At 60.5% G+C, this 19,252-nt stretch carries 14 protein-coding genes; 3 read left to right on the top strand and 11 right to left on the bottom strand.

Annotated elements, in window-relative coordinates; all coding sequences use genetic code 11:
- The first annotated feature begins 11 nt into the window (after window positions 1-11).
- A complete protein-coding gene (locus ACIPOO_RS18665) occupies window positions 12-1,175 on the top strand; it encodes a type III PLP-dependent enzyme (RefSeq protein ID WP_274135315.1) in 1,164 nt (387 codons plus the stop codon).
- Between the two features lie 66 nt (window positions 1,176-1,241).
- Here the strand turns inward: ACIPOO_RS18665 and ACIPOO_RS18660 are convergent, their stop codons facing one another.
- The 5 genes from ACIPOO_RS18660 to ACIPOO_RS18640 form a co-directional block, all read right to left on the bottom strand.
- On the bottom strand, window positions 1,242-2,048 hold the full coding sequence (locus ACIPOO_RS18660; RefSeq protein ID WP_400608888.1) for a hypothetical protein: 807 nt from the start codon (window positions 2,046-2,048) through the stop codon (window positions 1,242-1,244).
- A 93-nt stretch (window positions 2,049-2,141) separates the two neighbouring features.
- A complete protein-coding gene (locus ACIPOO_RS18655; protein WP_400608886.1) occupies window positions 2,142-3,140 on the bottom strand; it encodes an alpha-xenorhabdolysin family binary toxin subunit B in 999 nt (332 codons plus the stop codon).
- The gene (locus ACIPOO_RS18650) at window positions 3,140-4,333 is read right to left on the bottom strand and encodes an alpha-xenorhabdolysin family binary toxin subunit A (protein ID WP_400608884.1); all 1,194 of its coding nucleotides are present in this window, start codon (window positions 4,331-4,333) and stop codon (window positions 3,140-3,142) included. Before ACIPOO_RS18650 ends, ACIPOO_RS18655 begins: the two co-directional genes overlap by 1 nt.
- Window positions 4,334-4,604: 271 nt before the next feature.
- Window positions 4,605-5,402, bottom strand: coding sequence for a tetratricopeptide repeat protein (locus ACIPOO_RS18645; RefSeq protein WP_400608882.1), 798 nt, complete (start codon window positions 5,400-5,402; stop codon window positions 4,605-4,607).
- Window positions 5,403-5,405: 3 nt separating this feature from the next.
- Complete coding sequence (locus ACIPOO_RS18640) at window positions 5,406-6,086, bottom strand: Fe2+-dependent dioxygenase (protein WP_400608880.1); 681 nt, start codon at window positions 6,084-6,086, stop codon at window positions 5,406-5,408.
- A gap of 199 nt (window positions 6,087-6,285) precedes the next feature.
- Between ACIPOO_RS18640 and ACIPOO_RS18635 the strand changes: the two genes are divergently transcribed.
- The gene (locus ACIPOO_RS18635; RefSeq protein WP_400608878.1) at window positions 6,286-8,616 is read left to right on the top strand and encodes a TonB-dependent receptor; all 2,331 of its coding nucleotides are present in this window, start codon (window positions 6,286-6,288) and stop codon (window positions 8,614-8,616) included.
- 386 nt (window positions 8,617-9,002) lie between these two features.
- Window positions 9,003-11,567, top strand: a complete 2,565-nt coding sequence (locus ACIPOO_RS18630) for a PepSY domain-containing protein (protein ID WP_400608948.1) — start codon at window positions 9,003-9,005, stop codon at window positions 11,565-11,567.
- Window positions 11,568-12,180: 613 nt separating this feature from the next.
- Here ACIPOO_RS18630 and ACIPOO_RS18625 read toward each other — a convergent pair.
- The 6 genes from ACIPOO_RS18625 to ACIPOO_RS18600 form a co-directional block, all read right to left on the bottom strand.
- Window positions 12,181-13,155 (bottom strand): peptide ABC transporter ATP-binding protein, encoded by a 975-nt coding sequence (locus tag ACIPOO_RS18625; protein ID WP_400608876.1) that lies wholly within the window; start codon window positions 13,153-13,155, stop codon window positions 12,181-12,183.
- The gene (locus ACIPOO_RS18620; protein WP_274135328.1) at window positions 13,155-14,123 is read right to left on the bottom strand and encodes an ABC transporter ATP-binding protein; all 969 of its coding nucleotides are present in this window, start codon (window positions 14,121-14,123) and stop codon (window positions 13,155-13,157) included. Before ACIPOO_RS18620 ends, ACIPOO_RS18625 begins: the two co-directional genes overlap by 1 nt.
- Window positions 14,124-14,133: 10 nt before the next feature.
- On the bottom strand, window positions 14,134-15,045 hold the full coding sequence (locus tag ACIPOO_RS18615; RefSeq protein WP_274135330.1) for an ABC transporter permease subunit: 912 nt from the start codon (window positions 15,043-15,045) through the stop codon (window positions 14,134-14,136).
- A gap of 10 nt (window positions 15,046-15,055) precedes the next feature.
- Window positions 15,056-16,066, bottom strand: a complete 1,011-nt coding sequence (locus tag ACIPOO_RS18610; RefSeq protein ID WP_081565634.1) for an ABC transporter permease subunit — start codon at window positions 16,064-16,066, stop codon at window positions 15,056-15,058.
- Window positions 16,067-16,125: 59 nt separating this feature from the next.
- Window positions 16,126-17,733, bottom strand: a complete 1,608-nt coding sequence (locus ACIPOO_RS18605; RefSeq protein WP_274135333.1) for an ABC transporter substrate-binding protein — start codon at window positions 17,731-17,733, stop codon at window positions 16,126-16,128.
- An 89-nt stretch (window positions 17,734-17,822) separates the two neighbouring features.
- Window positions 17,823-19,205, bottom strand: a complete 1,383-nt coding sequence (locus tag ACIPOO_RS18600; protein WP_400608873.1) for an OprD family porin — start codon at window positions 19,203-19,205, stop codon at window positions 17,823-17,825.
- Window positions 19,206-19,252: the final 47 nt, after the last annotated feature.

The following is a 19,252-nucleotide window of genomic DNA, read 5'->3' as shown; positions in this document are numbered from 1 at the left end:
GAGTCCCCCGCATGTCGATTCAGGTCGAAGACTATTTCGAGAAAAACACCTTCGCTAAAATGAAGGCGTTCGCCGACAAGCAAGAAACCCCGTTCGTGCTCATCGACACCGCGATGATCAGCCAGGCCTACGATGACCTGCGCGCAGGTTTCGAATTCGCCAAGGTGTACTACGCGGTCAAGGCCAACCCGGCCGTCGAAATCATCGACCTGCTCAAGGAAAAAGGCTCGAGCTTCGACATCGCCTCGATCTATGAGCTGGACAAGGTGCTGGGCCGTGGCGTTGGCCCGGATCGCATCAGCTACGGCAACACCATCAAGAAATCCAAGGACATCCGCTACTTCTTCGACAAGGGCGTGCGTCTGTACGCGACCGACTCCGAAGCCGACCTGCGCAACATCGCCAAGGCCGCGCCGGGCTCGAAAGTCTACGTGCGTATCCTCACCGAAGGCTCGACCACGGCTGACTGGCCTCTGTCGCGCAAATTCGGCTGCCAGACCGACATGGCCATGGACCTGCTGATCCTGGCTCGTGACCTGGGCCTGGTGCCTTACGGCATCTCCTTCCACGTCGGCTCGCAACAGCGCGACATCTCCGTGTGGGACGCCGCGATCGCCAAAGTGAAGGTGATTTTCGAGCGCCTGAAGGAAGAAGACGGCATCGAACTCAAGCTGATCAACATGGGTGGCGGCTTCCCGGCCAACTACATCACCCGTACCAACAGCCTGGAAACCTACGCCGAGGAAATCATCCGCTTCCTCAAGGAAGACTTCGGTGATGACCTGCCGGAAATCATTCTGGAGCCGGGCCGTTCGTTGATCGCCAACGCCGGTATTCTGGTCAGCGAAGTGGTACTGGTTGCGCGCAAGTCGCGTACCGCCGTCGAACGTTGGGTCTACACCGACGTGGGCAAATTCTCCGGCCTGATCGAAACCATGGACGAAGCCATCAAGTTCCCGATCTGGACCGAGAAGAAAGGCGAAGTGGAAGAAGTCGTGATTGCAGGTCCAACCTGCGACAGCGCCGACATCATGTACGAGAACTACAAGTACGGCCTGCCACTGAACCTGGCCATCGGTGACCGCCTGTACTGGCTGTCCACCGGCGCGTACACCACCAGCTACAGCGCTGTTGAATTCAACGGCTTCCCGCCGCTGAAATCGTTCTACGTGTAATACGCTGCTGCATCATGAGAAACCCGCGAGCGATCGCGGGTTTTTTATTGGGGCGCCGTCTGATTTTCATGTGTTGCGCAGCGCCAGCAACTCGCTGCAATAGCGTTGAACCTGCTTGAGTTTGACCTCTATCACCGCCAACTCCGCGTTGAATCGTACAACGCTTGTAAAAGCTTCAAGGCCATCAAAGCTTAGACTGGCGTCGAGGAGTAGCGTGGTAATCCTGCGTTGCTGGGCAAGAAGGTTGGCCATGCCACTCATGCCGAAGGTGTAGTGGCGGCGAGCAGACGCCGAGAACTCACGGGCAGCGTTCAGTCCAACCACGGGGGGCAGTTTTGCTTCGGCGGTGTGAAGATGGAATGACGTGAAGTCGATAACCCTCGGTAAAACCCTGGCAATGTTTTCGCGCATCGTGTCGTAGTTTTTCTGGGTATAGGCGGCTAGCCCATAGGCCACGATCACCCATTCCATATGATATTTGAACAACTGCAAACAGTCGGTCATGGGAGCTAAAGCAAAAGCGGGCGGCGGGCCCGGGGGCGGTGCGATCTTGCTCATGATCGAGGCAGGCGATGTTCGATTGGTTGACGACAGCGCCGAGAGCCGTGGGACCAAATAGTGGGCAAAATACACGGCTTCGGCCAATATCGTGTGCGTCGATCGATAACTCCCGGGGTAGTCTCGCTGGCGCCATAACGCTGCTTGCTTCTGCCCGTCCAGTATTTCCGCCAAGGGCACAGGGGTTGCTCCCAGATTCGGAGGCAGGGCAAGCAAGGTATTGAAGCGACGGACCTCCCTCTCGCCGACTGAGATGGAAGACATGCACGCATCTATATCATCGAACTGCTCCTGTGTAAGAAACGTTGCGCTCATATCTCCTCCTTGAGATGTGGCGAAGCCAGAACGATGCACGAGTCATCGTTCTGGCAAGTATCGAAGTGATACCCTGATGCTAACGTGCAGGTGTCAGCCGTAGACCTTCACATGCTTGGCCAAGGCCTCGACGTCAGCGATAAAACGGTTCACGGCGCCATCGTTCTCTGCTGCGACCTTTTTGTGAACGCTGAGAAACGACTGGCTCGACCGCATGATCTTTTCAAACTCGCCGACGTAATCCACCCGGTGCTCATCGAACGCGTGGCTGGCGTTGATCAGATCTTCTTTCAGGCCAACCAGACGCAACTCGTTCATTTTTTCCGTGTGGTGTTTGACCAGATCGTCAATCTGTTTGCGAACGACGTTACGCGCCTCTACCAGATCGAGGAAGTTCAGGAACGACTCGAGTTGCTTAAGGATGTCCTGTGCCATCTCGATGGCTTTTTCCAGGGCGGCAACTTCAGGGCCCCCTTTGGCAAGGGCGGCAAGCGCCTTGGCATCCAGCAGAGTCTCCTTGCCGACTTCGACAAAGTCCTTGGACTCGATCAACGCAATCGCTTCGCTCAGATCACGGCGTTTCTGCTCAAGCTCCGCCTGGCGCTCTTGAATGCCTTGGATTTCACCAGGCAGACGCTCCTTGTCTTCTGCCAGTTGAACAAGATGTATGATCGTGACGTTACGGTCCACCGTTTCACCCAAGGGCGAAAACAGAGTGTTCAGAACGGTCTGGTGTTTGCTGACGATGTCGACAATGACATTGATTCGTTGATCGATGTCTTCCAGGATTTCCTCTCGATCAGAGTCTGGGGCGCCGTCGAGTTCCTTTTGATAACCCCGCAGGGTTCGAACGTTGATGCCGACTTTGGTATCCAGAGTCTGGACCGCTTCGCGCAGTTTGAAATCCGCATCGCGCAGCGCGTTGTCGACACGCGCCACGCCTGCATGCAGCATGGGCAGGTAGTCGGTCTGGATAAAAAGGCGTTTGACATCGACGGTCGAGCTGTTCGCGTGCTGGGATGCCAGGCGCAGCGCGGTAACATCCAGTTCGGGGTAATCGACGTTGGATGGGAAGTGGGTAATATTGCTCATCATTGATCTCCGTATTCTTCTCTGAATTCACGGTCTGCCTGTGCAAACACGTCCAATAACTTTTGGGCGTCCACTTCAATGGTTTCCCAAGGCTTCACTACCAGTTCGAACTGATTCTTGAATCGGCGCATGGACAGGCCGTCGTTGATGCCATCGACTTCACTGACAGACTCGGCAATGAACGTGCCCAGCTTGTTCCAGACAGTGATGAGGTTCTTGGTGGCAATATCGGCGTCGATCACGATCAGGTCCAGGTCCTGCATGTCCATGCGAACCCGGCCCAGAGATGCCAGAATCCGGTTTTTCGTTTCCATGCGGGCAATATCGGCTTCCTGATCCTTGCGCATCTTGTTGCGCTCCTTGCGGATCTTTTCGGCTTCGACACTGGAATAGATCATCACAATCAGATTGCCCTGGCCCGCCGCTTCAAGGGCCTTGTTGACCATCTTTTTGTATTCTTCGGTTTTTTCCTGAATATCCTTGGCGCGGTTATCAATCTTGGTTTGAAGGGCCCTGATTTCGACATCCAGATTGTTATTGTCGATGCACGCCAGCCTGAGCTTGACTTCCGGGGCGACGCGATTGGCCAACTGATACCCGAATGCGTCCAGACGCGCCTTGATGCCCAGCGCTTCTGCCTCGCGCTCGCGCACCTTGTCCAGAATCTTGTCCAGGTAATAACCCAGGTCGTCTTTGTCTGCCGGGTCTATGCCTGGAAACTTGATGCCCAGTTCAAGTTCAACCCTGCGCAGGTCTTCCAGGGTTTTAATGTCGTATTTCTCGACGAGCCCAAGCGCTTTGATATCGTCGAGCACTTCACCCATGCTCTTGCCATACACTTGCATGGAGCCTGCAAACACCACCAGTTTGTCACTGACGGTCAGCAGGTCCGTGCGCAGTGGGTTCCACAGGCTGGCGTGGCCATGAATGAGTTTGAACGAGCCCTGGAAGTCCACGGCTTCAAGGCCCTTGCCTGCGCCGCTTTCATAACCCAGGTAGTTGATGACATCTTTCAACTGGGTAGGAAGTGCAAGGCCTTTGAGCTCGTAGCGTTTGAGGTTGATAAGTTGATCTTTGGTCAGAATCAGACCACTGTCCCGGGTTTCGCTGTCCGCTGTTCCCACCGACTGGCTGAAGAACATTGCCGGATCAGCGGCGGCATCGTCCACGATGCGTTGAATCGATTGAGGCATGATCATTAATCCTTTAATGACGGTTGTTGAGTTGCCTGGTGTGCAGTCATGAGTTGCTGTGTGAAGTTGCCTGCACGCTTGAAGACTAAGTTGTCATTCGATTAACGTCAAAGTGAAAACGTATTCTTACTTTGTAGGAATTTTCGGGTGCGAAAAGTTACAAATAGCCAGAGCCTTGATTGGCAAGGCTGGAAGGAAGTTTTGAAACATCTACTTGTGCAATTGGAAAAGACGTCGCTCTATAACATTAAGTTTCGAGCGACTGTTTACGCTATTGGTCAGTCTCTGAAAGCCGGGCATATTCTGCCTTGTCGCTGCTGTCGCCCAATTGCGCAGCGCGCTCGTGATAGCTGATCGCCATTGCACGAACATCAGGATGGGCAGCGTCCAGCAGCGCCTTGCGGCTGACGCGAAGAAAATTCAGGTTGCCGATGCGCAAGGCGGTTTCCAGCCAGATGAGCGCCTGTTCGATACGGCCCTGATCCACCAGCACGGCGGCGTGGCTGAACTGCCCACGAAAATCCCCGCCTTCAGCTGCGCGTCGATACCAGTCGTGGGCCGCTGGCAGGTCACGTTCGCAACACACACCTTCTTCCAGGTAACGGCCCAGCATGTTCATCGACTTGGCGTGGCCCAGGTGCGCCGCCCTGGTGTAGCAGGCCAGTGCCCGGGCCTGATCCTTGTTGACCCCGCGACCGGTGGCCAGCAGGTTGCCGTAGTTGTAGAAGCCCCAGTCCAGCTCGGCTTCTGCGGCCTGGCGGTAGAATTCGGCGGCCCTGGCGGCGTCGGGCTCGCAGCCCCAGCCATGTTCATGGCAGCGCCCGGCCATGTTGGTGGCCATGGCATGGCCGTTGCGCGCGGCGATCTGGAACCAGGTCAGGGCCAGTGCGGCGTCCTGTTCGATGCCGGTGCCGTCCAGCAGGATCTGTCCGAGCAGGGCCTGGGCGTCGGGAAGGTTCTGTTGCGCCGCCATGAGGATCGCCTTGGCGGCACTGGCGGGGTTGTCCTGCAGCATGGCGCGCAGTTGGTCGCCATCGAGCACATCGTCACGTCGCAGCGTCCAGTTCATCGATCAGACCTCGACCCATTGGCGCAGCAGGTTGTGGTAGGTGCCGGTGAGCTGGATCAGCGAGGGGTGGTCGGGCACGTCGCGGCTCAGTTGCTGGATGGCGCTGTCCATTTCGAACAGCAGCGTGCGGTGGCCGTCGTCGCGCACCAGGCTCTGGGTCCAGAAGAACGAGGCATAGCGTGCGCCACGGGTCACGGCGTTGACCTTGTGAAGGCTGGTGGCAGGGTAGAGCAGCATGTCGCCAGCGGGCAGCTTGACCTGGCGGGTGCCGAAGGTGTCCTGGATCACCAGTTCGCCGCCGTCGTAATCGTCGGGGTCGCTGAAGAACAGCGTCGACGACAGGTCGGTACGCACCCGTTCGATGTTGCCCCTGGCCTGGCGCACGGCGTTGTCGATGTGGAAGTCGAAGCTGCCGCCGCCGGTGTAGCAGTTGAGCAGCGGCGGGAAGACTTTGTGCGGCAGCGCGGCCGACATGAACAGCGGGTTCTGCCACAAGCGTTCGAGCATCGCCGCGCCGATTTCCTTGGCCAGCGGATGGCCTTCGGGCAGCTGCAGATTGTGCTTGGCCTTCGCCGATTGGTGGCCGGCGGTGATCTTGCCGTCGGCCCAGTCGGTCTGCTCCAGCGCCTGACGGATGCGCAGCACTTCCTCGCGGGTAAAAAGGCCAGGGATGTGCAGGAGCATGATGGCGCCACTCAGGATCGGAAAGGTAGCGAATGGTAGTGATTCTTATTGGATGTGTAAAACCCTGCGCGGACGCGTGGACGAACGAGCGTGAAAAATCTGTAAAGTGAAATTGTAAAGAATGTAAGTTATCTGCAAATACAAATTACTCTCATCTATATTCCGCGGCCTCTACATTCCTTGGGGAAGGAAAATTACGATGTCGCGCCTCTCGCTCCAACCGTCTGTCAGTTCACCACGGCTTCTCGTTTCGGCGATCGGCATGGCCGTCACCGCAATGTCCGCGTCGCAGATGGCCCATGCCGCCGACGAAGCCGAGAACGCCAAGGGCGGTGCCATCTCGCTGGGCGCGACCAGCATCACCGGCGAAGCCCAGGAATCGAAGGACTACAAGACCGAGAAGAGCGCGTCGCAGAAATACACCGCACCGCTGTCGGACACGCCACGTTCGGTCACCGTGATTCCTCAGCAGGTACTGAAGGACACCGCAGCCACTTCGCTGCAGGACGCGCTGCGTACCGTACCGGGCATCACCTTCGGTGCCGGTGAAGGCGGCAACCCTCAGGGCGACCGCCCGTTCATCCGCGGTTTCGACGCCCAGGGCGACACTTATATCGACGGCGTGCGCGACACCGGTGCCCAGAGCCGCGAGATCTTCGACATCGAATCGATCGAAGTCAGCAAGGGCCCGAACTCGGCCATGGGCGGCCGCGGCTCGGCGGGCGGCAGCATCAACCTGGTCAGCAAGTTGCCCAAGGCCAATGATTTCACCGATGGCAGCTTCACCTACGGCACCGACCAGACCCGCCGCTACACCCTGGACGTCAACCGCAAGTTCCTCGACACCGCAGCGTTCCGCCTGAACCTGATGAGCCACGAGCAGAACGTCGCCGGTCGCGATGCCATCAACTATGACCGTTGGGGCGTGGCGCCGTCGGTGACCTTCGGCCTGGGCACTGAAAACCGCCTGAACCTGAGCTACTACCACGTCGAAGGCAACGACCTGCCGGATTCGGGCATTCCCTACGGCTACAGCTCGACCTCCGCCACGGCCGTGCACGTGCACGACAAGCCGACCGACGGCGGCAACAGCAACAACTTCTACGGCCTGAAGGACCGTGACTTCCGCAAGACGCGCAGCGACATCTCCACCATCAGCTTCGAGCATGACTTCAACGAAGACATGACGCTGAAAAACACCTTCCGCCACGGCAACGTCGGCCAGGACTACATCCTGACCCAGCCGGACGACAGCCAGCACAACGTCAACACCCGTGGCACCGTCTGGCGCCGTGCCAACGCCCGGGTCAGCACCACCGAAACCACCACCAACCAGACCGACCTGTTCGGCCAGTTCCAGTTGCTCGGCCTGAAGAACAGCTACTCCACCGGTATCGAACTGACCCGTGAAGTGAGCAAGGTCAGCGGCTACACCTTCGCCAACCCGGCCAACACCAACCCGACCGCAGCTTCGCCTGGCGGTGTGGGCTGCCAGGTGGGTGAAGTCTACGGCGGCACCTGTACTTCGCTGGCCAATCCGAACCCCGATGACGATTACACCGGCACCATCGCGCGCAACTACAAAGGCACCAACACCATCGGCTTCACCCGTTCGGTGTATGCCTTCGACACCATCGAGCTGAGCCCGCAGTGGCAGGTCAACCTGGGCACGCGTTTCGACAGCTTCGACACCAAGGCCAAGACCGACAGCCTCACTGCCGCGACCACCCGCAGCAAGAACACCAGCAATTTCTGGAACTGGCAGGCCGGTGTGGTCTACAAGCCGGTTGAAAACGGCAGCATCTATACCTCGTTCGCCACCTCGGCCACTCCGCCGGGCGGCATGCTCAACGAAGGTATCGACGGCAACGGACTGGTGGCTGACGGCAGCATCGTGAGCAGCGACCTGGAACCGGAAACCACCAAGAACTACGAGTTGGGCACCAAGTGGGACTTCCTCAATGATCGCCTGTCGCTGACCGCGGCGGTGTTCCGCACCGAGAAGACCAACACCCGTGTGCTGGTGAGCAACAACACCTACGCCAACGCCGGCGAGAGCCGTGTCGATGGTGTGGAACTGTCGGCCAGCGGCAAGATCACCGATCAGTGGCAGGTCTTCGCCGGCTACAGCTACCTGGACAGCGAACTGGTCGATCCGGGCGCCAACGGCAACACCCGCACCAATACCGTGATCGCCGGCGCCAACCCGAACAAGGGCAACGAGCTGCCTAACACGGCCAAGCACAGCGCCAGCCTGTGGACCACCTACGACATCACGCCGAAGCTGACCGTTGGCGGTGGCGCGTTCTACGTCGGTGAAGTCTGGGGTGATACGGCCAACACCGTTTACGTACCGTCCTACACCCGTTACGACGCCATGGCTTCGTACAAGCTGACCAAGAACGTCGATCTGCAGCTGAACGTGCAGAACCTGACCGACAAGACCTACTACGACAAGGCCTACGCGGCGCACTTCGCCAACCAGGCAGCCGGTCGCACGGCGTTGCTGACCACCAGCTTCCACTTCTAAAAAGGAAGCGGAATCGGGAAGCCCCACTTGCCAATGGCGGGTGGGGCTTTTGCGTGAAGAGCACTGCCGTGCTGTTGATTCTGGCCGAAGGCCGTAGGAGCTGGCTTGCCTGCGATCTGCTGCGCAGCGGCAGTAAAACCGGATACCTCGGTGTATCAGGTGTGCCGCGCCTAAAGGGTTTGCTGCCGCTTCGCGCCAGATCGCAGGCAAGCCAGCTCCTACGGGCTTCGCCCAGAATCAAAAACAGAGCGTGCGGTCTGCGGGCAGAATCAAGAGTGTGTTTGTGTCCGGTCTGTGACCGAACAAAGAATCAGCCACGGATGAGAATGCATTCCGTTTGTGCGCATAATGCGCGTCGCTGCGGGTTATCGAGGTGATCGAGGGTGTTGAAGAAAGTCCTGTTTCAAGTGCATTGGTTCTTCGGGATCACGGCGGGTCTGGTGCTGGCCCTGATGGGCATCACGGGTGCGCTGTATTCGTTCGAAGACGAAATCATGGATGCGCTCAACCCCGATGCGCTGTTCGTCCAGCCTGGCGAGCGTCAGTTGTCGCTCACGGAAATGGTCAGCAAGCTCGAAGCCCAAGGCAATGACACCGTTTCGATGTTCCGCATCGAGGTCGGTGGCGAGCGGGCCGCGCAGGTCTGGTTCAAGCCGGCACCGGGCGAGCGTCGCGGCCAGATGCACAACTTCGACCCCTACACCGGCGAGTTCAAGCCGGACGCCACAGGCCAGGATTTCTTCAGCTTCATGCTCAACCTGCACCGCTTCCTTGCCGTCGGTGAATACGGCAAGCAGGTAACGGCCGCCTGTACCCTGATCCTGGTGTTCTTCTGCCTGTCGGGCCTGTACCTGCGCTGGCCGCGTCAGGCCTTGAACTGGCGCGTGTGGCTGACCCTGGACTGGGCGAAGAAGGGACGCAGTTTCAACTGGGACCTGCATTCGGTGTTCGGTACCTGGTGCCTGATCGTTTACCTGTTGCTGGCCGTCACTGGGCTGATGTGGTCCTACGACTGGTTCAACAATGGCATGAACAAGCTGATCGGCGATCCACCCGTACCTGGCGAACAGCGCCGTGGCGGCGGTGGTCCGCGCCCGGGAGCCGGTCCGCGTGACGCAGCGCCCGAGCAACCTCTGGTTGCCGACTATGCCGCGATTTGGGACACGATCCAGAAAGCCGCAGGCCCCGACCTCAAGAGCTACAACCTGCGCATGCCGCAGGCAGCTGGCCAGATGGCGACGGTGTACTACATCCTCAAGGACGCGCCACACCCGCGCGCGCTGAACCAGATCACCCTCGACCCGGCCAACGGCAAGCTCAAGGCCGTTTCGCGCTACACCGACAAAGGCTACGGCGCGCAGTTGCTGGTAAGCAACTACTCGCTGCACACCGGCAGCTACTGGGGCCTCACCGGCCGCATCGTGATCACCGTCGCGGCGCTGTTGATGCCGCTGTTTTTCATCACCGGCTGGTTGCTGTATCTGGATCGCCGTCGCAAGAAGCGCGAAATCCGCAACGCCCGTGGCGAAGTCGCCGTTTCGCCTTCCAGCGCCTATGGCAGCCAAGGCCCGGCGTGGCTGATCGGCTTTGCCAGCCAGAGCGGTTTTGCCGAGCAACTGGCCTGGCAGACGGCCGGACAATTGCAGTCGGCGGGTTTGCCGGTGCGCGTGCAGCGTCTGGCGGACATGACTGAACAGGATTTGAACCAGAGCCGCAACGCGCTGTTCGTCGTCAGCACCTTTGGCGACGGCGAAGCGCCGGACAGCGCCCGTGGTTTCGAGCGCAAGCTGCTGGGCCAACCGCTGTCCCTGCAAAACCTCAACTACGCGGTGTTGGGGCTGGGGGATCGCCAGTATCAGCACTTCTGCGGATTCGCCCAGCGCCTGCACGGCTGGCTGGCCGAGCGCGGAGGCAGCACGCTGTTCGCGCCGGTCGAAGTGGACAGCGGTGACGCTGGCGCGCTGCAACACTGGCAACAGCAGTTGGGCGAAGTCACCGGATCGACACCGGCGGCGGCATGGACTGCGCCCGAATACGAGAGCTGGGTGCTGGCTCAGCGCGACTGGCTGAACCCTGACAGCGCTGGCTCGAAGGTGTTTCTGCTGGGGTTGATATCGGCCTCCGACACGTCGTGGGAGGCGGGCGATCTGGTCGAAGTGCTGCCGCGCAACCCTGCGTTTGCCGTGGAGCAGTTCCTTGCCGGCCTGGGCATTGATGCCGACACGCAAGTCACTGTCGACGGCCTGAACGAAAGCCTCGTACAGGCACTGGGCAGCCGCCAGTTGCCCGCCAACCGCAGCCACCTGGTCGGGTTGCATGCGCAGGCGCTGGTCGATGCGTTGGTGCCGCTGGCGATGCGCGAGTACTCCATTGCCTCGATGCCCCAGGACGGTTCGCTGCAACTGATCGTGCGCCAGGAACTGCACCCCGACGGCAGCCTTGGCCTGGGTTCCGGCTGGCTGACCGAGCATGCTTCGCTGGGCGGCGCGATCAGCCTGCGGGTTCGCCGCAACAGCAGCTTCCACCTGCCGAGCGAACCGGCGCCGATGATCCTGATCGGTAACGGCACGGGACTGGCAGGCTTGCGTAGCCTGCTCAAGGCACGCATCGCCCAGGGCGAGCAGCGCAACTGGCTGTTGTTCGGCGAGCGCAACGCCGCCCATGACTTCCACTGCGGGAATGAGCTGCAAAGCTGGCTGGCCTCCGCTGACCTGGCGCGACTGGACCTGGCGTTCTCCCGGGACCAGGCGCAGAAAATCTACGTACAGGATCGGCTGCGCGAAGCCGCCGACGAACTGCACCGCTGGCTGGCCGATGGCGCCGTCATCTACATCTGCGGCAGCCTCGAAGGAATGGCCGCGGGAGTGGATGCCGTGCTGGTTGAGCTGCTGGGCGAAAAGGGCGTAGAACGCCTCATCGAACAAGGCCGCTATCGCCGCGACGTGTACTGACCACTCGGACCCGTAGCAGTCCGGCTTGCCGGCGGGGGCGACCTTGAGGACGCCGTCGCGGGCAAGCGCGCTCCTACAGGATCGGGGACGTTTTCGAGACCGCTCCCGCCGGCAAGCCGTGCTGCTACGGGACGGTGGTGTGCTTTAGATTTTTGATTTTGATTTTGGTCTTGATCTTGATCTTAGTGCGCGGTGGAACAGGCGACGCGGGGCGCGACGTTAAGGCGCCAGGCCGAGCGCAGGTGTCGTGGAGGGGGATGAGCGGCAGGAAGCCGCTAGCCGTGCGGGCCATGGACGGCGCTCAGATGGACGGGACGGCGTGCCCCCGGAACGGCGCCGGAGGGAGGGAAGTCCGAAGGACCCCAGCCTGTCGCACAGACCTTTTGGTTACTTTTGGGGCGAATGCCAAAAGTGACCCGCCGTAAGGGCGGAAAGGTGAATTAGCAACACCATCGGGAACGGATATAGACGCAACGTCAGCGTCTCAAGCTGACGCGGAGCGTCGCACGGTGCATTCCCACGCGGAGCGTGGGAACGATCAGCACGGCTTGCCGGCGGGGGCGATTTCGAGGACGCCCCCGCCGGCAAGCCGTGCTGCTACGTCACCCATCAATCACGCAACGAACTGCTCCGCATAGTGGCAAGCCACCTGACGGTTATCCACAGTCCTGAGCTCCGGGATCTCCGCGCTGCACCGCTCCGTCGCATACGGACAACGCTTGTGGAAAGCGCACCCCGTAGGCGGATTGAGCGGGTTAGGCAACTCCCCGACAATCTTGATCTTCGGCTTCAGCGGATCCGGATGGATCGCCGGCGTCGCCGACAGCAGCGCCTGGGTGTACGGGTGCAACGGACGGCTATAGATCTCCTCCTTGGGACCCATCTCCGCCGGGCGGCCCAGATACATCACCAGCACCGTATCGGCCACATGCCGCACCACCGCCAGGTTGTGCGAGATGAACACATAACCGGTGTTGAACTCCTCCTGCATGTCCATGAACAGGTTCAGCACCTGCGCCTGGATCGACACGTCCAGTGCCGAAGTCGGCTCATCGGCCACCAGCACCTTGGGTTGCAGCATCATTGCGCGGGCCAGGGCGATACGCTGACGCTGGCCACCGGAGAACATGTGCGGGTAGCGCTGGTAGTGCTCGGGACGCAGGCCGACCTGACGGATCATCGCCTGGACCTTCTCCCGGCGCTCGGCCGCGGACAGGCTGGTGTTGATCAGCAGCGGCTCGGCCAACTGGTCGCCGATCTTCTGGCGCGGGTTGAGCGAGGCGTACGGGCTCTGGAACACCATCTGCACGTCTTTGCGCAGCTGCTTGCGCTGGGCCTTGGTCGCGCCAGTCACTTCCTGGCCGGCGATTTTCAGCGAGCCCGAAGACGGCTCTTCGATCAAGGTCAGGGCGCGGGCCAGTGTGGACTTGCCACAGCCGGACTCACCCACCACTGCCAGCGTCTTGCCGGCTTCCAGTTCGAAGGACACGCCGTTGAGCGCGCGCACAGTAGCAGTCGGCTTGAACAAGCCACGGGATACATCGTAGTGACGGGTAAGGTCACGGGCGGTCAGTACGATTTCGCTCATCACGCCACCTCCTGATTAAGCGGATAGAAGCAGCGCACCAGGCCGTGGACTTGCGGGTCCAGGGTCGGGCGTTGCTGGCGGCATTTTTCCTGGACGTACGGGCAGCGCGGCGACAGCAGGCAGCCAGTAGGCCGGTCATAGCGACCGGGGACGATACCCGGCAGCGTGGCCAGGCGCTCGGCGCCCATGCTGTGCTCGGGGATCGCCGCCAGCAGTGCTTCGCTGTACGGGTGCGCCGGGACGTCGAACAGGCCGGGAACCTGGCCGACTTCAACGGCCTGGCCTGCGTACATCACGCACACGCGCTGGGCGGTCTCGGCCACTACCGCGAGGTCGTGGGTAATGAGAACCAGCGCCATGTCCTGCTCTTTCTGCAGGGCCAGCAGCAGGTCCATGATCTGCGCCTGAATGGTCACGTCCAGTGCAGTGGTCGGCTCGTCGGCGATCAGCAGTTTCGGCTCGCCGGCAATGGCCATGGCGATTGCGACGCGCTGGCTCATGCCGCCGGAGAGCTGGTGCGGATAGGCGTCCAGACGCTGTGCGGCGCCCGGAATTTCAACCTTCTGCAGCAATTCCAGGGCACGCTGGTGCGCAGCCTTGCCCTTGAGCCCCAGGTGTTGCTTGAGCACTTCCTTGATCTGGAAGCCCACGGTGTAGCTGGGGTTCAGGGCGGTCATCGGATCCTGGAAAACCATCGACAGATCCTTGCCGACGATCTTGCGACGTTCCCGTGCGCCGAGCTTGAGCATGTCCTTGCCGTCGAAGCTCAGGGAGTCGGCGGTGACGATGCCGGGGTGATCGATCAGGCCCATCAGCGCCATCATGGTCACGGATTTGCCCGAGCCCGACTCGCCGACGATTGCCAGTACTTCGCCCTTTTCCACGCGCAGGTCCAGGCCATCGACCACCGGGGTGGCGTTGGCGTCGCCGAAGCGCACGTTGAGGTTTTTCATTTCTAACAAAGGCATTGGGTCGTCCTCAGGCGGCGTTCTTGAGTTTCGGGTCCAGCGCATCGCGCAGGCCGTCGCCCATCAGGTTGATTGCCAGCACGCTGAGCAGGATGGTCAGGCCAGGGAGGCTCACCACCCACCAGGCGCGTTCGATGTAGTCGCGGGCCGAAGCGAGCATGGTGCCCCACTCAGGCGTTGGCGGTTGTACACCCAGACCCAGGAAGCCCAGCGCCGCGGCGTCGAGGATTGCCGAGGAGAAACTCAAGGTTGCCTGCACGATCAGCGGCGCCATGCAGTTGGGCAGCACGGTGATGAACATCAGGCGCGGCAGGGTGGCGCCGGCCAGACGGGCAGCGGTCACGTAGTCGCGGTTCAGTTCGCCCATCACCGCGGCGCGGGTCAGGCGCACGTAGGAGGGCAGGGACACGATGGCGATGGCGATCACGGTGTTGATCAGGCCAGGGCCGAGGATCGCGACGATGGCGACAGCCAGCAGCAGCGACGGCAGGGCCAGCATGATGTCCATCAGGCGCATGATGGTCGGGCCCAGGACCTTGGGGAAGAAGCCCGCCAGCAGGCCCATGAGGATGCCCGGAATCAGCGACATCACCACAGACGACAGGCCGATTAGCAGCGACAGCCGCGAACCCTGGATCAGGCGCGACAGCAGATCGCGGCCCAGTTCGTCGGTGCCCAGCAGGAACTGCCACTGGCCGCCTTCAAGCCAGACTGGCGGGGTCAGCAGGAAGTCGCGGTACTGCTCGCTCGGGTCGTGAGGTGCGACCCACGGGGCGAAGATGGCGCAGAACACCACCAGCGCCATGAAGGCCAGACCGGCCACGGCGCCTTTGTTCTTGGCGAAGTGCTGCCAGAATTCTTTGTAGACGGAGGGGTAGAGCAGGCTTTGATCGACTGCTACCACAGGAGTAGGTGTATTCATGGTCGTGATCTCAGCGCTGGTGACGGATGCGTGGGTTGGCAAAGCCGTAGAGGATGTCCACCACGAAGTTGACCAGGATCACCAGGCAGGCGATTAACAGGATGCCGTTCTGCACGACAGGGTAGTCACGGGCGCCGATGGCTTCGATCAGCCATTTGCCGATACCCGGCCACGAGAAGATCGTTTCGGTCAGGACGGCACCGGCGAGCAGCGTGCCCACTTGCAGGCCGAACACGGTCAGCACCGGGATCAGCGCGTTGCGCAGGCCGTGGACGAACACCACGCGAGCCGGCGACAGGCCTTTGGCCCGGGCGGTACGAACGTAGTCTTCACGCAGCACTTCGAGCATCGAGGAGCGGGTCATCCGGGCGATAACCGCCAGCGGAATGGTGCCCAGCACGATGGCCGGCAGGATCAGGTGACGCAGGGCGTCGATGAACGAGCCTTCTTCATCGCTGAGCAGCGTGTCGATCAGCATGAAGCCGGTTTTCGGTGGGATGTCGTACAGCAGATCGATACGTCCCGACACCGGGGTCCAGCCCAGGGACACCGAGAAGAACATGATGAGAATCAGGCCCCACCAGAAGATCGGCATCGAATAGCCCGCAAGGGAGATGCCCATCACGCCATGGTCGAACAGGGACCCTCGCCTGAGGGCCGCGATGACCCCGGCCAGAAGCCCGAGAATGCCTGCGAAGATCAGCGCCGCAATCGACAGTTCCAGGGTGGCCGGAAACAGCGAAGTGAATTCGGTCCACACGCTAGTGCGCGTACGCAGCGACTCGCCCAGATCGCCATGGGCGAGCTTGCCGACGTAGTCGATGTATTGCGCATACAGGGGTTTGTTCAGGCCAAGACGTTCCATGGCTTGGGCGTGCATTTCCGGATCGACCCGGCGTTCACCCATCATGACTTCGACCGGGTCGCCCGGAATCAGGCGGATCAATGCGAAAGTCAGCAAGGTGATGCCGAAGAAGGTGGGTATGAGCAACCCCACTCGGCGAGCGATAAAACTAAACATCTTCTCGTGTACCTCATCAGTTCCGGCGGGGCTCTGGTGGAGCCCGCCGGATTGTTCTTCTACTTCACTTGGGTGGTAGCGAAGTTATTCGTGGTGAGGGGGCTAATGTGATAACCCTCTACGTTCTTGCGCATTGCAGTGAACATTTTAGTGTGCGCCATGCTGATCCATGGCTGATCCTGATTGAAGATCACCTGTGCCTGCTCATAGAGCGCGGCACGTTCGGCCGGGTCGGTTTTTTCCCGGGCCTGATCGATCAACGTCTGGAACTTCTGATTGCACCAGCGCGCGTAGTTTTCGCCGTTCTTGGCGGCTTCGCAGCTCAGGTTCGGGGTCAGGAAGTTATCAGGGTCGCCATTGTCGCCTGCCCAGCCCGCCGACACCATGTCGTGTTCGCCGTTTTTGGCCCGTTTGAGCATTTCGCCCCATTCCATGACGCGAATATCTAACTTAATGCCGACTTTCGCCAAGTCGGCCTGCATCATCTGCGCGCCGAGCAGCGGGTTCGGGTTGGTCTGGCCGCCACCGTTGCGGGTGAACAGGGTCAGCACAGTGCCGTCCGGAACGCCTGCTTCCTTAAGCAAGGCACGTGCCTTGTCCAGGTCGTGGGCCGGGTTTTTCAGCTCCTTGTTGTAGCCGAGCAGCGTGTCCGGGTACGGGTTGACGCCCACTGTCGCGTTGCCTTTGCCAAACAGCGCGTTGACGTAGGCTTCCTTGTCGAAGGCGATGTCGATGGCTTTGCGCACCCGCACGTCGCTCATGTACTTGTGGGTGGTGTTCATGGCGATGTAGGCGGTGGTCATCGAGTTCAGCTCGTCGACCTTCAGGTTCGCATCCTTGCGGATGCTCGGGATGTCGTCAGGCTTGGGATACAGCGCGACCTGGCATTCGTTGGCCTTGAGCTTCTGCAGGCGCACGTTGTTGTCGGTGGAGATGGCCAGAATCAGTGCATCGGCTGGCGGCTTGCCACGGAAGTAGTCCGGGTTGGCCTTGAAGCGCACCTGGGCGTCCTTGGCGTAACGCTGGAAGACGAACGGGCCGGTGCCCACAGGCTGGCTGTTGAGGTTGTCGGTCTTGCCTGCCTTGAGCAGTTGATCGGCGTATTCGGCCGAGTAGATCGAGGAGAAGGCCATGGCCACGTCGGCCAGGAACGGTGCTTCGCGGCGGGTCAGGGTGAACTTGACGGTGTTGTCGTCCAGCTTCTCGACGCTTTTGAGCAGTTCTTTGAAGCCCATGCTTTCAAAGTACGGGAAACCCACGGTCGATTGCTTGTGCCACGGGTGGTTCGGGTCCAGTTGACGCTGGAAGCTCCAGACCACGTCGTCGGCGTTCATGTCGCGGGTCGGTTTGAAGTATTCGGTGGTGTGGAACTTGACGCCCTTGCGCAGGTGGAAGGTGTAATTGAGGCCGTCTTCACTGATGTCCCACGATTCGGCCAGAGCTGGCTCGATGTCCGTGGTGCCCGGCTTGAAATCCACCAGCCGGTTGAAAATGGTTTCCGCTGCCGCGTCGGCGGTGACGGCGGTGGTGTACAGCGCGGTGTCGAAACCTTCGGGGCTGGCTTCGGTGCAGACCACCAGCGGCTTGGCCGAAACGCCGACCGCGACGCTGAAAAGGGCAAGTGCTACCGCGTTGCGCAATGTTGCGAGTTTGAATGTCGATTTCAAGTAAACGCCCTCGGCAAAGTGATGAAGCCAATACTGAGTGGGTGTTTCGGGCTATTAAGTTCTAGCCCGAAACGCTTCCATCTGCTGTATCAGAGGATGTTGAACGGAATGGTGGTCACCAGGCGGAACTCGTTGATGTTGCCATCAGCCTGGTTGGCACTCGCGCGGTGGGTGGTGTAGGTCCCGCGCATGGTCGAGGCCTTCAGCGGGCCGGACTGCATGGTGTACGTCGCGCCTACGCCGTATTCGTAATGGGTTTCGCCGTCCATGCCGCGCACGTCGTAGGCGGTGCCCTTGTAGTGGGTACCGTCGATGTCGAAGCCGCGCGCCTGGTAGACGTTGAACTTCAGGCCCGGCACGCCGTAATCGGCCATGTTCAGCAGGTAGCTCAGTTGTACCGACTTCTCGTTCGGTCCGTTGAAGTCCGAAAGCAGGGAGTTGGCCAGGAAGATGGCGTTGCTGTCGTGGACGTAGTCGAAGTAGGTGTCACCTTCCACTTCCTGATAGGCGATGCTGAAGCTGTGCGCCTTGTGGGTAGCGGTCAGCGACAGGGAGTAGGTGTCGTTGTCGATCGGGCCCATTTTCTTGGCGCCCGAATCGTTGGTCTTGTAGTAGTTCAGGTTGGTCGACAGGCCCAGCACGTCGGTGTCACCCAACTCGTGCAGGAACGAGAAGTAGTACTGGTGCCAGAAGTCCTGCACGTTGGAGGCGTAGAAGCTGGTGGTCAGGCTCTTGAACGGCTTGTAGTCGACGCCGGCCATGTCCACGCGATCGGCTTCGATGTTGGCGTTGGCGGTGTACTCGGAGCGGAACTTGGTCAGGCTCTGCTCGGAACGTGGCGAGACACGGTCGAAGCTGCCGGCAGTGAACGACAGGTTGTTGAATTCTTCGCTGAGGATGCTCACACCTTCGAAGCTCGAAGGCAGGGCGCGGTTACCGATATAAGCCAGCACCGGGGTGTTCAGCGACTGACGGCCTGCGGTCAGGGTGGTGTTGGAGATGCGTGCCTTGATGTTGCCCAGGCCCAGCTTGCTCCACTGGCCGACCGCGTCACCGTTGTTCTTGGTGAGGGTACGGTTGGCGCCGCCCATCAGGTCGTCCTTGTCGCGGTCCAGCGCGACGGCGTTGTAGACCGCCATCTCGGTGGCGAAACCGACCGTGCCCTGTGTGAAGCCCGAGCTGTAGTTGACGATGGTGCCTTGCACCCAGTTGATCCGACGCGGATCACTGTCGACGATCACGCCGTTCTCCCTGCGGGAGAATTCGCCGCCGCGACGCAGCAGTTCGTTGGCGTACCAGTTCTTGGTGGAACCTGTGATCTTCGAGTCTTCCAGAAAGCCCTTGGCTTCGCTCTGGGCGTTGGAAGTAGCCAGGGTGGTCGGAACGAATTCCTGGCTGGTTGGCTCTGCCTGTGCGGCCATGCTCAGGCTGAGCATGGACAAGGCGAATACAGCGGTGCTGGCTTTTTTCACGTTTTGAAGCTCCCGTTTACTGCTTTTTTTAAAGGCCGGCTTTTATA

Source organism: Pseudomonas sp. NPDC090201, from assembly GCF_044746825.1.
GTDB classification, from domain to species: domain Bacteria; phylum Pseudomonadota; class Gammaproteobacteria; order Pseudomonadales; family Pseudomonadaceae; genus Aquipseudomonas; species Aquipseudomonas putida_AD.
Note: the sequence above shows the minus strand (reverse complement) of the source record. Positions and strands in the feature narration are given on the sequence as shown.

What these genes read in the sequence shown, in the direction of transcription:
- ACIPOO_RS18640 (WP_400608880.1), bottom strand. Translation starts at nt 6,086, where the DNA reads ATGCTCCTGCACATCCCTGGCCTTTTTACCCGCGAGGAAGTGCTGCGC.
- ACIPOO_RS18650 (WP_400608884.1), bottom strand. Translation starts at nt 4,333, where the DNA reads ATGCCTCAATCGATTCAACGCATCGTGGACGATGCCGCCGCTGATCCG.
- ACIPOO_RS18665 (WP_274135315.1), top strand. Translation starts at nt 12, where the DNA reads ATGTCGATTCAGGTCGAAGACTATTTCGAGAAAAACACCTTCGCTAAA.
- ACIPOO_RS18610 (WP_081565634.1), bottom strand. Translation starts at nt 16,066, where the DNA reads ATGTTTAGTTTTATCGCTCGCCGAGTGGGGTTGCTCATACCCACCTTC.
- ACIPOO_RS18635 (WP_400608878.1), top strand. Translation starts at nt 6,286, where the DNA reads ATGTCGCGCCTCTCGCTCCAACCGTCTGTCAGTTCACCACGGCTTCTC.
- ACIPOO_RS18645 (WP_400608882.1), bottom strand. Translation starts at nt 5,402, where the DNA reads ATGAACTGGACGCTGCGACGTGACGATGTGCTCGATGGCGACCAACTG.
- ACIPOO_RS18615 (WP_274135330.1), bottom strand. Translation starts at nt 15,045, where the DNA reads ATGAATACACCTACTCCTGTGGTAGCAGTCGATCAAAGCCTGCTCTAC.
- ACIPOO_RS18655 (WP_400608886.1), bottom strand. Translation starts at nt 3,140, where the DNA reads ATGAGCAATATTACCCACTTCCCATCCAACGTCGATTACCCCGAACTG.
- ACIPOO_RS18620 (WP_274135328.1), bottom strand. Translation starts at nt 14,123, where the DNA reads ATGCCTTTGTTAGAAATGAAAAACCTCAACGTGCGCTTCGGCGACGCC.
- ACIPOO_RS18660 (WP_400608888.1), bottom strand. Translation starts at nt 2,048, where the DNA reads ATGAGCGCAACGTTTCTTACACAGGAGCAGTTCGATGATATAGATGCG.
- ACIPOO_RS18625 (WP_400608876.1), bottom strand. Translation starts at nt 13,155, where the DNA reads ATGAGCGAAATCGTACTGACCGCCCGTGACCTTACCCGTCACTACGAT.